This is a genomic window from Halorubrum trueperi, from assembly GCF_042662525.1.
Classification (GTDB): domain Archaea; phylum Halobacteriota; class Halobacteria; order Halobacteriales; family Haloferacaceae; genus Halorubrum; species Halorubrum trueperi.
Genome location: NZ_JBHSXI010000009.1, coordinates 89,026 through 102,158, shown reverse-complemented (window position 1 = coordinate 102,158; position 13,133 = coordinate 89,026). Strand labels below are relative to the sequence as shown.

Below are 13,133 nucleotides of genomic sequence, written 5' to 3'. Positions count from 1 at the left end.
CCGGCGGTATCGCTCGGTATGGCCATCAAACCCAAGTACATCAAGCAGCTCGGGAACGTCCTGTTGGAGCGGTACCCCGACTCGTTCAACACGGATTTCGAGACGAATAAGGAGAGCGTCACGGCGCTGACGACCGTCGAGTCGAAGGGAGTCCGAAACCGGATCGCCGGCTACGTCACCCAGAAGAAGGCGCAGGCGGCCCAGGCGGCGTAAGCGGGATCGAATTTTCTACCGTTCCGCCTCGCCCGATGAGCCGCGGCGCTGGATTCGACGACGTCGCTCCGTCACCCCATCCGGTCGCAACCTCGCCATTCCGCCAGACCGATGTCGACGTCCGTACCGAGCCGTCCGCGATCCCCGATCGCTTATATACGAATCCGCGGCCACTCCGGAGGGATGGACGCGCTGGTCCGGCCCGTCGTCGATCCCGGCTTTTCCGCGGCCGCGCTCGCGTTCCTCCTCGGGGGCGCGTCGCTCGGCACCGTGAGCGGGCTGGTTCCGGGGCTACATGCCAACAACTTCGCGCTGTTGCTCGCGGGGTTCGCTCCGTCGATCCCCGCGGACCCGCTGCTCGTCGGGATCGCGATGCTCGGCGCAGGCGTGGTCCACTCCTTCCTCGACATCGTCCCTGCGCTCGCGCTCGGCGTCCCCGACGCCGCAACCGCGGTCGCGGCGCTGCCCGGCCACCGGCTCGTCGTCGCCGGGCGGGGGCGTGAGGCCCTCAGGCTGTCGGCGGTCGGGTCGGGGCTGGCGGTCGCTATCGCGGTCCCGCTTTCGGTCCCGATCACGTGGGTCATGGTCCGCGGCTACCCGACGGTTCGGGCGCATCTCCCGCTGCTTCTGGCCGGCGTGGTCGCGTTTCTCGTGCTCACGGAGTCTTCGAAGCGGGCCGCTGTCGGCGGGCTCGTCGCCTTCCTCGCGAGCGCCACGCTCGGCCTCGCGACCCTCGATGTCGATCCCGCCGCACCGCTCGACGCCGGAGGAGTCCTCGCGCCGCTTTTCGCCGGGTTGTTCGGCGCGCCGGTACTCGTCGACGCGATCGGCGGCGACGGGGTCCCGCCGCAGGCCGACGCGCGGATAACGATGGGACCGCGCGATCTCGGGGTGAGCGCCGGCGCGGGATCGCTCTCCGGCGCGGTCGTCGGCTACGTCCCGGGAGTCTCCGCCGCCATCGCCGCCGTCGCCGCGATGCCGGCGATCCCGCCGTCGGAGGGCGATCGGGGGTTTATCGTCGCCACGAGCGGGGCAAACACGGCGAACACCATCTTCGCGCTGTTCGCGCTCGTCGCACTCGGGACGCCGCGAACCGGGGTGACGGTCGCGATAGACCGCGCCGAGGTTCCCTTCGCGCTCCCGATCCTACTCGTCTCGGCGGCGACCGCCGCCGCCTGCGGGTTCGCACTCCTGCTGGCGGTCGGGGACGCGTACCTTCGAATAGTCGGCAACGCGAATTACACGCGTCTCTCCGTCGGCGTCCTCGTCCTGCTCGTGGGGCTCTCCTTCGCGTTCGCGGGCGCGTTCGGCGTCGGCGTCTTCGTCCTCGCCGGCGCGTTGGGACTCGTCCCGCCGCGCCTCGCCGCGAGGCGGGTCCACCTGATGGGGGTGCTGATCGGGCCGCTGATCCTCGGATGAGCGCGCGGCTTCGATGCTGTCCGGACGCCGATGAAGAACTAGACGCTGATCGGGGATCGGATACTAATCGGGGATCGGATACTAATCGGGGATCGGATGCTGATCCGGGATCTGAGGCTGATCGAGGCCGAGTACCGGTCGAGGGCCGAGTACCGGTCGAGGGCCGAGCGCCTCGGTACCGCGTCACGGGCGGCGGAGGCGACGGAAGTCGAGAGCAAAGAACAACGGTTAAAAGTCGCGCGGTGGTGGTTCAGTGTATGAGCGAGAGTGAAACGCAGAGCGCCCGACAGTGCGTCTCCTGTGGTATCCAAGTTGCCGGGATGAACGCCGCGCGGTTCTCCTGTCCGGACTGCGGAGCGACCATTCATCGGTGCGCGAAGTGCCGGAAGCAGAGCAACCTGTACGAGTGCCACGATTGCGGCTTCCGAGGTCCCTGACCATGGGAGACGTCGCCGCCAAGATCAAGGTCATGCCGAACAGCCCCGATGTCGACCTCGACGACCTGCAGGACCGACTCGAAGAGTCGCTCCCGCAGGGCGCGAAGATTCGCGGCTTCCAGCGCGACGACGTCGCGTTCGGGCTCGTCGCCCTCCTTCCAACCGTCATCGTCCCCGACGGCGCGGGCGGTACCGAAGCGGTCGAGGAGGCGTTTATCGAGGTCGACGGCGTCGAATCCGTGGCCGTCGAGAACGTCGGTCGCCTCTAACGAGTTCGCTTCGCCGTTGGAGCGCCCGGTCGGCAGAAAGACGGGTTCTTCCGTTTCGTTCGATCTCACAGAGCCATCTGCACCGTGAACGGCTCTCGGACTGTGCGGAACGCTCGTGGTTACGCGACGTGTTCGGCGACCCAGTCGGTGAGATCGTCGCCGGGGATGAATCCCTCCGCGCGGCGCGCGACCGGCTCGCCGCCGACAAACAGGACGAATAGCGGGACGCTCCGCACGTCGAATCGCTCGACGAGCGGCGGGTCGTCTCGGGGGTTCACGAGCGCGACGTCGACGTCGACTTCGCGGGCGACGTTGCCGAGGACGGGCTCCATGCTCGCGCAGATGCCGCAACCGTCGGTGTAGAACTCGACGAGCGCGGCGTCCGCGCCGGCGACGAAGGCGTCGAGGGCGTCTTCGTCCGCGAGCGAGGTCGGCCGTCGGTCGCTCCGGCCCAACGCGGGATCACCGGAAGTGGTATTGGACATTATACACACTATTGAGTTCCAGAGCGCATAAAGGCTCGCTTCGTGCGTCGCTATCACGTTCGGCTTCCAGAATCGGTCGCGACGCGCATCGTGTCGAACCAGTCGGTCGCCAGCAGGTCGTCGATGGAGTCGACGTCCGTCCGGACGTCACCCTGCGGGTTTCGAGTGTTCGAAGCCGTGAGACACGTACGGGGACGGGAGGTGAAGGATCGAGAGACGGGGTCGCCTGTCAGTCGTCGCTCGGTGCGGCCGCGGGGTCGTCGACGGTCCCTCGGCTACGCCAGCCGCCCTGTGCGTACGCGCCGACGAACATCCCCACGATCGCGTACAGGATCGGCCAGTTGCCGACGCCGAGACTGGCGTAGGCCGCCCCCGGGCAGATCCCGGACAGGCCCCAGCCGACGCCGAAGATCGAGCCGCCGATCAGGACGTTCCGGTCGAACGACTTCAGCCGTCGTCCGTACGGTCGTCCGGTCAACGGCGCGGAGTCTCGAAGATTCGGGAGCGTCCAGAACGCGCTCCCGGCGACGACGGAGCCGCCGAACATCACGAACAGGAGCCCGAAGTCGTCGAACGTCAGGAAGTCGATAACGACCTCCGGCCGGGCCATGTGGCTGAATCCGAGCCCGAAGCCGAAGACGAGTCCCCCGACCAGGATCAGTGGCATGAACAGGGGGTGTCGGCTCACAGCCCCACCCCCACCGCCGAGACGAGGTTGGCGGTCGCGATCGCGACGACGAGGAACGTGGCCACGCCGACCAGCGACGTGCGGGAGACGGAGCCGACGCCGCAGATGCCGTGTCCGGAGGTACATCCCTTCCCGACGCGGGTGCCGACGCCGACGAGGATCCCGCCGACGAAGAGCCGCCACGCGGACACCCCGGTCGTCCAGCCGCTACCCGCCAGCGACCACGGCTCGCCTTGATATATCAGCGCGTAGATCGCGGCACCGCCGACGATACCGGCGGTGAACACGATCCGCCAGTCGCGCGAGGGGACGTACCGTTCGAACCGAGACAGTCCCGAGGCGTACGACAGCGTCGATTCGAGGAACGTGCTCGCGCCCGCCGTGATCCCCGTTCCGAGGTAGATCAGGACGGTCCCGAGCCCGACGAGGAGCCCCCCGATCGCGTACCGCGAGATCCCGTTCGGAAACAGCGCGTCGACCACCTCCGGACCGAGCAGATCGACGACGGCGGCGTCGATCATCGCCGGTCGCCCCGTGGAACGGGAGCGGGGGCTGTCGCCGTGCGTCCCCGGGCCGCCGCCGCCGTGCGTCCGCAGGCCGCCGCCGTGCGTTCGCGAGCGCGCACCACGGTCGGGTCAGTCGTCGCTCGTGAGTGCATCTTGACTCGCGGCGCAGTTGTTCGGCCCCAGTTCGAGCGTGAACGCCTCGTCGTCGTCGATGGGGTTCTGCCCGAGATTCGTCGCGATGATGTCCTCGTAGTTGGCCGGGCGGGGTGGCATGTCCGCGAGGACGGTCTCGACGAACGTATCTTCGTCGGCCGAGAGCGCGACCATGCGCTCCCGAAGGTCGCCGATCGGCGCGGTGTAGGTGCCGTCCGCGGCGGTCTCGGCAGCGTCGCTGAAGTGCGCACCGCCGACGAGCACGTCGTCGTCGAGCGCCAGCACGCGATTCTGCAGCGAGTCGTACAGCGTGCGAGCCGCGTCCGGGGCCCCGTCGCTGCCCTCCTCGAGGTCCGGTCGAGCGACGCTCTCGATGAAGAGCCCGTCGCCGGTGGCGAGCAGGCTGTCGCCGAGCAGATAGGAGGTCATCCCCGTGGTGTGTCCCGGCGTGAACACCGCCTCGACCGTCGCGTCGCCGACCGCGAACACATCGCCGTCTTCCACCAGCGTCACGTCGGCGGCGTAGGTGACGCCGCGGTCGGCCGCGGCGGCCGGGAGCATCGCTTCGACGCCCTCGTCAGCGAGGGCTCGGAGCCCCGAGACGTGGTCCGCGTGCACGTGCGTGTCGAACGCGTACGTAAGCTCGACGCCGAGTTCCTCGGCGTCGGCGAGGTACCGGTCGGTGAACGCGCGCAGCGGGTCGACGATCGCGGCCTCGCCGTCGTCGTACAGCAGGTAGCCGAGACAGCCGCTGGAGGGACGCCGGTACTGGATTAGCGTCCCCGGGCCGTCGTACTCGGTGACCTCGTGTGCCTCGTAGATCGACGCCCAGCCGTTCATCCCGTTTTCGAGGTGGTCGACGTCGTACCCGCGGTCGGCGAGCGCGCCCGCGACGAACCCGCTGGCTCCGCCCTTCGCGCAGAGCACGGTGACGTGTTCGTCGTCCGGGATCCGGTCGAGGACGTCCTCGTCGAGCTCTTCGTCTAAGAACCGGAAGTACGGCACGTTGATCGAGGTAACGTTCTCGCCGTCGATCCGCCACTCCTCGTAGTCGCTCGACATCCGCGCGTCGAGGAGGGTTATCGACTCGCCGTCGTCGATGCGGAGCTTGAGCGATTCGGGGGAGATCGAGTCTGCGTCCGATTCCGGCGTCGGAAAGTCCGTCTCGTCTGCGTCCATGTACACCCCTTCGTAACGGGGGATGGACCTTAAGAGTTTGTATAGTAATTCACCATATACACAATATAACTGAGTCAAGTATATGGCGGCAGAGAGTATAAAGGCGTTAAACAGGCGTGCGTTCGGGAACTGGAGCGGATCGGTATTTCAGCTGTTCGTATCAGTCCCAAGTATCGACACACTTATTATGAACTATTCAGTATTGTGGGATAACCCCAACACAGGGGATCTAACAATGAGTACGGAAACCGCAGCCGAGACGCTGGACGTGAAGGGACAGAACTGCCCGATGCCGGTCATAAAGACCAAAGGCGTGTTCGACGACCTCGCCGCCGGCGAGGTGCTCGAAGTGGTCGCGACGGACTCCGGTAGCGTGAGCGACATCGCCGGCTGGGCGGAGTCGACCGATGGAGCCGAGCTCGTCGATCAGGAGGAAGCGACCGAGGGCGGCGAGGACGTGTTCAAACACTACGTCCGGAAGACCGAGTGAAATGAGCGCGGACACGCCGGCGTCGTCGGACGCCGATCGCTGCCCCGAGTCCGTCGCCGACCTGCAAGAACGGATCGGCGAGCTGGAGGCTGAAGTCTCCGACCTTCGCTCCGACGTCGAGGACGACGGGCCCCAAAAGATGGTCATCATCGCCACGAAGGGGACGCTCGACATGGCGTACCCGCCGCTGATTCTCGCGAGCACGGCGGCCGCCTTCGGCTACGACGTCACCGTCTTCCACACCTTCTGGGGCCTCGAGATCCTCCACGAAGAGAACTCGAAGGACCTCAAGCTCAGCTCGGTGGGCAACCCGAACATGCCGGTCCCGAACGCCATCGCCGCGCTCCCCGGGATGGATCGAATGACCACGCGGATGATGCGAAACAAGATCGAGGACAACGACGTCGCCTCGATCGAGGAACTGGTCGAGACGTCGATTGCCAGCGGCGTCGACCTACAGGCGTGCCAGATGACGATCGATCTGCTCGGCTACGACGAGGACGACTTCTACGACGGCGTCACGACCGGCGTCGGCGCGGCCTCGGCGTTCCGGGACATGGTCGACGCGGACATCCAGCTTCTGGTCTGACCGCGGACCACGCGCACGCGCTCTCTCCTCCCGTTTCGGACGGACCGCCTCTCCGAGGGCCCGCTTATCCGACGTGAACCGCTTCGTCGCCGGCAGCGCTCTCGTAGAGCGCGTCGATGATCCGCATGTTCGCGATCGCCTCCGCCCCGTCGGTCAGGGGATCGACACCGTCGGCGACGCGGTCGGCAAAGTGCTCGACCTGCAACCGGTACTGGTCCACCGGATCGAACGTCTCGACGCCGCGCCGACCGTCGATATCGTACGTCAACTCCACCGGTTCGGCGTCGGGCGCGTCGAACGCCCGCTCGACGGTGATCCACCCGTTCGTCGCGTCGATCCGGTAGCGCTGAACGAGCTGCGTGTCGAAGCCGGCCGCGATCCGGGCTGACCGGCCGTCCTCGTACTCCAGCACGCCGGCGAGCTCCGTGTCGACGCCGGCGTCGCGGGTGTCGTTGGTGTGCGCGTACGCCCGGTCCGGGGTGCCGAGCATCGTCCTGACGAGCGAGACGGGGTAACAGCCCACGTCCATCAGCGAACCGCCGGCGAGGTCCGGGTTCAGACGCACGTCGCTCGGGCGGTCGTACAGCGGGAACCTGAACGTCGAGGTCACGGTGCGTACGTCGTCCAGTTCCCGCTCGACCAGTTCGAGGACGCGCTCGGTGCGCGGGTGGTACCGATACATGAACCCCTCCATCAGGGTGACGCCCCGGTCCTCGCAGTGCTCGACGACCGCGCTCGCCTCCGCGGCGTCGACCGCGAGCGGCTTTTCACAGAGCACGTCCAGCCCCGCGTCGCCCGCCCGTCTCGTCCACTCGGCGTGGAGCCCGTTCGGGAGCGGGATGTAGACGGCGTCGATCTCGTCGTCCGCGAGGAGCGCCTCGTAGGACCCGTATCTCCGCGGTATCGAACGTTCTGCAGCGAACCGTTCCGCGCGTTTTCCGTCCCGCGAGGCGACCGCTCCGACGACGTGATCGCTCGCCGCGATCGCCGGGACCACCGCCTTGCGGGCGATCCCCGCGGTCCCGAGCACGCCGAAGGTGAGCCGACCGTTCCGTGTGGACATATGCTACCGACGACGAACTGTACCACGAAAAGGATCGGTGGATCGCCTCGGGAGCAAGCGACGATTCGACCGAGTTACCCCGCGACCGACCGATCCGCGTCGCGATCGCGAACACGTACCCGGGTTCGTACCGGGCTCGGGGTTCCCGGATCCCGGGTATCACCCCGAACGCGCCGGGGTTCGGAGTCGCTCCGCGGACCGACGCTACGCCGAGTCGTCGCCGTCGGGATCGGTTCGCCACCCGCCCTTGAGCGTCACGAACCAGATCGCGGCACCGGCGAGCCCGAACACCGCCGCCATGTATGGGATGATCGGGAGCTCGACCCCGACGAAGTCCAACACCGTGCGGAGCTCGTAGACGATCACCCCGAAGATCGCAAGCGTCACGAGCAGCCCGCCGCGGGTGATGTCGAGGCTCATCGACCCACCTCGGCGAGCGAGGCGGCCGCATCGGTGAGCGCACCGAGGAGCGCCGCGGGCGCGGTCGCGAGCGCGTCGATCGCTGGCGTCATCCACACGGGGTACGTGCCGACGCCGGGGCCGAGCAGCCCGCCGCGACTGATGATGGCTCCGAGCGGGAGCGCGTACGCGAGTACGACCAGGACGAGCGCGATACCCACCCACAGCCGAAGGGTGTCGAGCACCTGCGGCGCGTCGTCGGGACCGGACAGCGCCGGCGACAGCGGCTCGGCGAGCCCGGAGACCGTCGGGTTCCCCATCGTGAGCACGAGGTTACCGATGAAAAGCACCGTCGAGACGAAGAGCAGGGTGCCGCCGATGGCGATCTGGACGTTCAGCTCCTGGAACCCGCCGAACATCGCTGGGTAGTCGAACCCGGTGTACTCGGGCTCTGCGGTCCGGCGCGGGACGCCCAGGATCCCCTGCGCGTGCATCGCGTTCGACATCAGCGCCATGCCGATGAACCAGAGGACGACCTGGAATAGCCCGATTACGCGGCTGTAGATCGGCTTGTTGGAGATCTGCGGCCAGATCCAGTAAGTCGCCGCCATGAACGTGAGTGCGACGGCGGTCCCCACGGTGAGGTGGAAGTGACCCGGCACCCAGATCGTGTTGTGGATCATGTAGTTGATGTTCATGCCGGCGTTCACCATCCCGGAGAAGCCGCCGGCGGCGAACATCAGTCCCGCGAGCATCATCCCGGTGAACTCCGGCCTCCGCCACGGGAGGTCGGTGAGCCAGCCGAGCAGCCCGGTTCCCCCGCGCTGTCGGGCACCGTACTCGACGCTCGCGACGACCGTGAACGCGGTGAGTAGGCTGGGCAACAGCAAGAACATCGTGTTCGTCATCGAGATGAACTTGAACCCCTCCGCGATCCCGGGATCGAGGTACTGGTGGTGGATTCCGACCGGGGTCGAAAGGAGGAGGAACAGCACGAACACGACCCGCGCGAGCGGGTCGCTGAATAGGCGTCCGCCGGCGATCGTCGGCAACACGGTGTACCAGAGCAGGTACGCCGGCATCAGCCAGAAGTAGACGACCGGATGGCCGAAGAACCAGAACAGCGTCCGGGTGAGCGTCGGGTTCACCTGATCGATCAGCCCGAGCGACCACGGCAACAGGAAGATCAGCACCGAGGCCGCGACGGCGGACGACGCGATGTACCACATCGCCATCGTCGTCAGCACCATGAACGTCTGCAGCGGGATCCGCTCGTCGGGATGCTCACGCTTCCACGCGAGCCACGTGCGGAACCAGTCGGCCCCGGCGATCCACGAGCCGACGATGAAGACGGCGAGTCCCGCGTAAAACAGCGGGTGGGCCTGCAGCGGCGCGTAAAACGTGAACAGCACGTCGGCGCTCATGTCGAGGGCGTCGACGAACCCGGCGAGGATCGAGACGCCCGTCATCGTCATCCCGATCGCCATCAGGGCGTACCACGTCCACGTGATCTTGATGTTGACCAGGGGCCGGTCGAGACTCCGAACGAGCGCCCACGTGAACAGCCCGACGAGGAAGAACGTCGTGAAGCTGAGCGCGAGGAACACGCCGTGTGCCGTGAGCGAGGTGTAGTAGTCCGCCGAGCTGATGAGGCCCCGGAATATCCCGGTCCGGTGGAGCGTCTGGACGATCCCGAAGATCGCGCCGAGCGTGAGCGCCAAAAAGGAGCCGAGGAACGCCGCGCGAACGAGTCTCGCCTCCTCGGGGTACCTGTCGGCGAAGGTCCGCTCGCCCTCGATAGCCGCGCTCATTCGTCGTCACCTCCGGACCGGTCTTCGTACTCGGATTGACTGACGACCTCCAGTTTCCCCTCCATCGAGTGGTGAGCCGCGCCACAGTACTCGTTACAGACGATGCCGTACTCGCCCGGCTCTTCGGCCTCGACGGTGAGCTCGGAGACCTCGCCGGGAACGACCATCGTGTTCGCGTTGGTCCCGACCACCTCGAATCCGTGGATGACGTCCCGGGAGGTGACGTAGAACGTCACCCGGCTGTCCTCGGGGACGACGATCGGATCCGGATCAAATCCGAACTGGAAGGCGACGACGTACGCGGCGTACTCGTTCTCGCCGACCCGCTCGACCCGAGGCTCCGAGAACCGATCGTCCTCGTCGAGCGCGCCGGCGTCGACAGCCGGCTCGGTGTCGCTCACCATCGCGATCCCGGGCCCGACCGCGCCGTACGTGACGGAACCGATGAGTAGCAGTATCAGGAGTATCGACGCCGCGAGCCAGAGCTTCTCGTAGGCGTGAATGTGCATGCGGTGATCACCCCACGACGACGAGATCCCGACCGAGGAACTCGATGTAGTAGATGTACACCCACGAGAGCACCAGGATCGCGAAGTAGATCCCGATGAGCGTGAGGGTCCCTATCGGATCGAACTCCTCGTCCTCACCGCTCACGTCGTCGGCCGAGGCGTGTGCGGTTTCGTTTCGGCCCATGGGCGGCCTACTCGATAAGCAGACAAATATCGTCCATTCGTTCTCGGACCGTGAAAACGCGGGTGAGATATATTGCATCAGGACGATTACTCATTCTATGGACTTCTCGCTCCAGCAAGCGCTGCTCCTCGTGTTGGGAGCGCTCGTCCCGCTCACGGTGTACATCCTCGACCGAGCTGAGATCGTCATGGCGGTCGCGCTGGTGAACGTGCTTCTCATCTGGGGGAGCCTCCGGGTCGCCACCGGCGGCAGTCTGCGCCCCGGTGCGACCGCTTCGGAGGCCTCGGACGCGGCGGACCCCGAGGAAGCGTAACGGCGCGCCCCGGCGACGCCGGAATCGAACCCCAAATGACGAACTGTACCCTCTGTGGCCTCCCGACGGGAGACGATCCCCGCAGCGCTCCCGACGTCGACGGGGAGTTCTGTTGTCGGGGGTGTCTCTCCGTCGCCCGGTCGCTGGACGGCGTCGACGACGTCGACGGTATCGGCGACGTCGAGGACCGGCGTTCCGACGCGAACCCGGCTGCCGAGTTCGACGGCGAGACGGCGTTCCTCCACGTCGACGGGATGCACTGTGCGACCTGCGAGTCCTTCCTGGAGATGACCGCGGGGGAACAGCCCGGGGTGGCGGGCGCGGAGGCGAGCTACGCGACCGACACGATCCGCGTCGACTACGATCCCGACGCCGTGAGCGCCGACGAGCTCCCCGATCGGCTCTCGGTCGCCGGCTACACCGCGAGCGACCGCGCGGAACCGAACACCGACGGCGACGACGCCGCGGTCGTTCGCTTCCTGATCGGCGGCGGGTTCTTCGGGATGATGGCGATGCTGTGGTACGTCCTCTTTTTATACCCCACCTACTTCGGGTACGATCCGATTGTAGATCTGGGCGGCGTCTCCGGAACGTACCTGTTCGCGCAGGTGTGGGTGTTCGCCTCGATCGTCCTGTGTTACACCGGCTACCCGATCCTCCGGGGCGCATACGTGAGCCTCCGAGCGCGGCGACCAAACATGGACCTGTTGGTGTCGCTCGCGGCGGTGAGCTCCTACTCGTACAGCACCCTCGCGCTGGCTCTCGGCCGAACCGATCTCTACTTCGACGTGACGATCGCCGTAATCTTGGTCGTCACCGCGGGCAACCACTACGAGTCGCTGATCAAGCGTCGCGCCACCGGGATGCTCTCGGAGCTGACGACCGCGACCGACGGCGAAGTCCGCACCGAGACCGGCGAGACGGTCCCGGCAACGGCCGTCGAGCCGGATGATCGCCTCCTCGTTCGCCCCGGAGAGCGCGTTCCCTTCGACGGGACCGTCGCCGACGGGACCGCCGCGGTCGACGAGGCGCTGGTCACGGGCGAGTCGCTGCCGACGACGAAACGCGAGGGCGACGCGGTTCGCGGGGGAACCCTGGTGACGGACGCGCCGGTGGTGATCGAAGTCGGCGAGGACGCGACGAGCACCCTCGACACGCTCGTCCGGATGCTGTGGGAGATCCAGAGCTCGCGATCGGGGATCCAGCGACTCGTCGACAGACTCGCGACGGTGTTCGTCCCGCTGGTCGTCGCGGTCGCGGTCCTCGCCGCGGCCGCCACGCTCGCGCTCGGGGCGGTGCCGACCGACGCCGCGCTCGTCGGGCTCACGGTGCTCATCGTCTCGTGTCCGTGCGCGCTCGGACTCGCGACCCCGCTCGCGGTCGCCGCGGGGATCCGCGACGCCGCCCGACGCGGGATCGTGATCGTCTCGGACGCCGTCTTCGAGCAGGCCGCCGGCGTCGACACGGTCGTGCTCGACAAGACGGGGACGCTCACGGACGGTGAAATGCAGCTCCTCGACACCGTCGCGGCGGACGCCCGCCCGGAATCGGTGCGGCGTCGGGCCGCCGCGCTGGAACGCGCCTCTCCCCATCCGATCGCGGAGGCGATCGTCGCCGGGGTCGACGACGACGGTGCGGCAACTGACGGAGGGAGAACCGCGACGGCGACGACGACCGCGACGGTGACCGACCGGGGCGTTTCGGGCCGCGTGGACGGCGACGACGTCGTCGTCGGCCACCGCTCGCTGTTCGGGGGCGACGAGTGGACGATCCCCGAACGCCTCCACGAAGCCGGTTCGAACGCCCGAGACGGCGGTCGAGTCCCGGTTTACGTCGGCTGGGGCGGGACCGTCAGGGGCGTCCTCGTCGTCGGCGACGAGGTCCGAAGCGGCTGGGAGGACGTCGTGGACGAGCTCGCGGCGGACGGTCGGCGAGTCGTTCTCCTCACCGGCGACTCGCCCGAGGCGGCCCGACGGTTCGAGGAACATTCGTCCGTCGACGAGGTCTTCGCGGCGGTGCCGCCCGAGGCGAAAGCCGAGACGGTCAGGCGACTCGCCGCGACCGAGCGCGTCGCGATGGTCGGGGATGGGAGCAACGACGCGCCGGCGCTCGCGGCGGCCGACATCGGCGTCTCCGTCGCGAGCGGAACCGACCTGGCCGCCGACGCGGCAGACGCCGTCCTCCTGGAGGATCGGCTCTCCGCGATCCCCGAGCTGTTCGACGTCACGCGCGGGACGAACCGCCGACTCACGCAGAACCTCGGCTGGGCGTTCGTCTACAACGCGGTCGCGATTCCGATGGCGATCGCGGGCGTCCTCAATCCGCTCCTCGCCGCGCTCGCGATGGCGACGAGCAGCGTCCTCGTGGTGACCAACTCCGCGCGACCCGTATATAAGCAAGAAACGGAGCGGTGAGCGGAACAGAAA

The 13,133-nt window shown here is 67.4% G+C and carries 17 protein-coding genes; 8 read left to right on the top strand and 9 right to left on the bottom strand.

Going from position 1 to position 13,133, the window contains the following annotated elements:
• The first annotated feature begins 18 nt into the window (after positions 1-18).
• The 4 genes from ACFQEY_RS08150 to ACFQEY_RS08135 all read left to right on the top strand — a co-directional run bounded on the left by ACFQEY_RS08150 (position 19) and on the right by ACFQEY_RS08135 (position 2,338).
• On the top strand, positions 19-213 hold the full coding sequence (locus tag ACFQEY_RS08150; RefSeq protein ID WP_008001197.1) for a 30S ribosomal protein S17e: 195 nt from the start codon (positions 19-21) through the stop codon (positions 211-213).
• Between the two features lie 183 nt (positions 214-396).
• Positions 397-1,632: a tripartite tricarboxylate transporter permease gene (locus ACFQEY_RS08145; protein WP_379766973.1), complete on the top strand. Its 1,236-nt coding sequence runs from the start codon at positions 397-399 to the stop codon at positions 1,630-1,632.
• A 257-nt stretch (positions 1,633-1,889) separates the two neighbouring features.
• The gene (locus tag ACFQEY_RS08140; protein WP_379766970.1) at positions 1,890-2,069 is read left to right on the top strand and encodes an HVO_2753 family zinc finger protein; all 180 of its coding nucleotides are present in this window, start codon (positions 1,890-1,892) and stop codon (positions 2,067-2,069) included.
• A 2-nt stretch (positions 2,070-2,071) separates the two neighbouring features.
• On the top strand, positions 2,072-2,338 hold the full coding sequence (locus tag ACFQEY_RS08135; RefSeq protein WP_379766967.1) for an elongation factor 1-beta: 267 nt from the start codon (positions 2,072-2,074) through the stop codon (positions 2,336-2,338).
• A gap of 119 nt (positions 2,339-2,457) precedes the next feature.
• Here the strand turns inward: ACFQEY_RS08135 and ACFQEY_RS08130 are convergent, their stop codons facing one another.
• The 4 genes from ACFQEY_RS08130 to ACFQEY_RS08115 form a co-directional block, all read right to left on the bottom strand.
• Positions 2,458-2,826, bottom strand: coding sequence for a thioredoxin family protein (locus tag ACFQEY_RS08130; protein ID WP_379767534.1), 369 nt, complete (start codon positions 2,824-2,826; stop codon positions 2,458-2,460).
• 226 nt (positions 2,827-3,052) lie between these two features.
• The gene (locus ACFQEY_RS08125) at positions 3,053-3,490 is read right to left on the bottom strand and encodes a YeeE/YedE family protein (RefSeq protein WP_379767531.1); all 438 of its coding nucleotides are present in this window, start codon (positions 3,488-3,490) and stop codon (positions 3,053-3,055) included.
• 17 nt (positions 3,491-3,507) lie between these two features.
• A complete protein-coding gene (locus ACFQEY_RS08120) occupies positions 3,508-4,032 on the bottom strand; it encodes a YeeE/YedE family protein (protein WP_379766964.1) in 525 nt (174 codons plus the stop codon).
• A gap of 114 nt (positions 4,033-4,146) precedes the next feature.
• Positions 4,147-5,349 carry an MBL fold metallo-hydrolase gene (locus ACFQEY_RS08115; RefSeq protein WP_379766961.1) on the bottom strand — a complete coding sequence of 401 codons (1,203 nt, stop codon included), beginning with the start codon at positions 5,347-5,349 and terminating at the stop codon, positions 4,147-4,149.
• Positions 5,350-5,584: 235 nt separating this feature from the next.
• Between ACFQEY_RS08115 and ACFQEY_RS08110 the strand changes: the two genes are divergently transcribed.
• The gene (locus ACFQEY_RS08110) at positions 5,585-5,839 is read left to right on the top strand and encodes a sulfurtransferase TusA family protein (RefSeq protein ID WP_379766958.1); all 255 of its coding nucleotides are present in this window, start codon (positions 5,585-5,587) and stop codon (positions 5,837-5,839) included.
• Between the two features lies 1 nt (position 5,840).
• Positions 5,841-6,428, top strand: a complete 588-nt coding sequence (locus ACFQEY_RS08105; protein ID WP_379766955.1) for a DsrE/DsrF/DrsH-like family protein — start codon at positions 5,841-5,843, stop codon at positions 6,426-6,428.
• Between the two features lie 64 nt (positions 6,429-6,492).
• On the opposite strand, the gene ACFQEY_RS08100 is transcribed toward ACFQEY_RS08105, so the two are convergent.
• From ACFQEY_RS08100 to ACFQEY_RS08080, 5 genes are all read right to left on the bottom strand, one after another.
• The gene (locus tag ACFQEY_RS08100; protein WP_379766952.1) at positions 6,493-7,491 is read right to left on the bottom strand and encodes a Gfo/Idh/MocA family protein; all 999 of its coding nucleotides are present in this window, start codon (positions 7,489-7,491) and stop codon (positions 6,493-6,495) included.
• A gap of 204 nt (positions 7,492-7,695) precedes the next feature.
• Positions 7,696-7,911 (bottom strand): CbaC protein, encoded by a 216-nt coding sequence (locus ACFQEY_RS08095; RefSeq protein WP_379766949.1) that lies wholly within the window; start codon positions 7,909-7,911, stop codon positions 7,696-7,698.
• Positions 7,908-9,701 carry a b(o/a)3-type cytochrome-c oxidase subunit 1 gene (locus ACFQEY_RS08090; RefSeq protein WP_379766946.1) on the bottom strand — a complete coding sequence of 598 codons (1,794 nt, stop codon included), beginning with the start codon at positions 9,699-9,701 and terminating at the stop codon, positions 7,908-7,910. The genes ACFQEY_RS08095 and ACFQEY_RS08090 overlap by 4 nt, the downstream gene beginning before the upstream one ends.
• The gene (locus ACFQEY_RS08085) at positions 9,698-10,210 is read right to left on the bottom strand and encodes a cytochrome c oxidase subunit II (protein WP_379766944.1); all 513 of its coding nucleotides are present in this window, start codon (positions 10,208-10,210) and stop codon (positions 9,698-9,700) included. The genes ACFQEY_RS08090 and ACFQEY_RS08085 overlap by 4 nt, the downstream gene beginning before the upstream one ends.
• Positions 10,211-10,217: 7 nt before the next feature.
• Complete coding sequence (locus tag ACFQEY_RS08080; RefSeq protein ID WP_379766941.1) at positions 10,218-10,394, bottom strand: hypothetical protein; 177 nt, start codon at positions 10,392-10,394, stop codon at positions 10,218-10,220.
• A gap of 97 nt (positions 10,395-10,491) precedes the next feature.
• On the opposite strand from ACFQEY_RS08080, the gene ACFQEY_RS08075 reads away from it, so the two are divergent.
• A complete protein-coding gene (locus ACFQEY_RS08075) occupies positions 10,492-10,707 on the top strand; it encodes a hypothetical protein (protein ID WP_379766938.1) in 216 nt (71 codons plus the stop codon).
• A gap of 35 nt (positions 10,708-10,742) precedes the next feature.
• Complete coding sequence (locus ACFQEY_RS08070) at positions 10,743-13,121, top strand: heavy metal translocating P-type ATPase (protein ID WP_379766935.1); 2,379 nt, start codon at positions 10,743-10,745, stop codon at positions 13,119-13,121.
• The last annotated feature ends 12 nt before the right edge of the window (positions 13,122-13,133 follow it).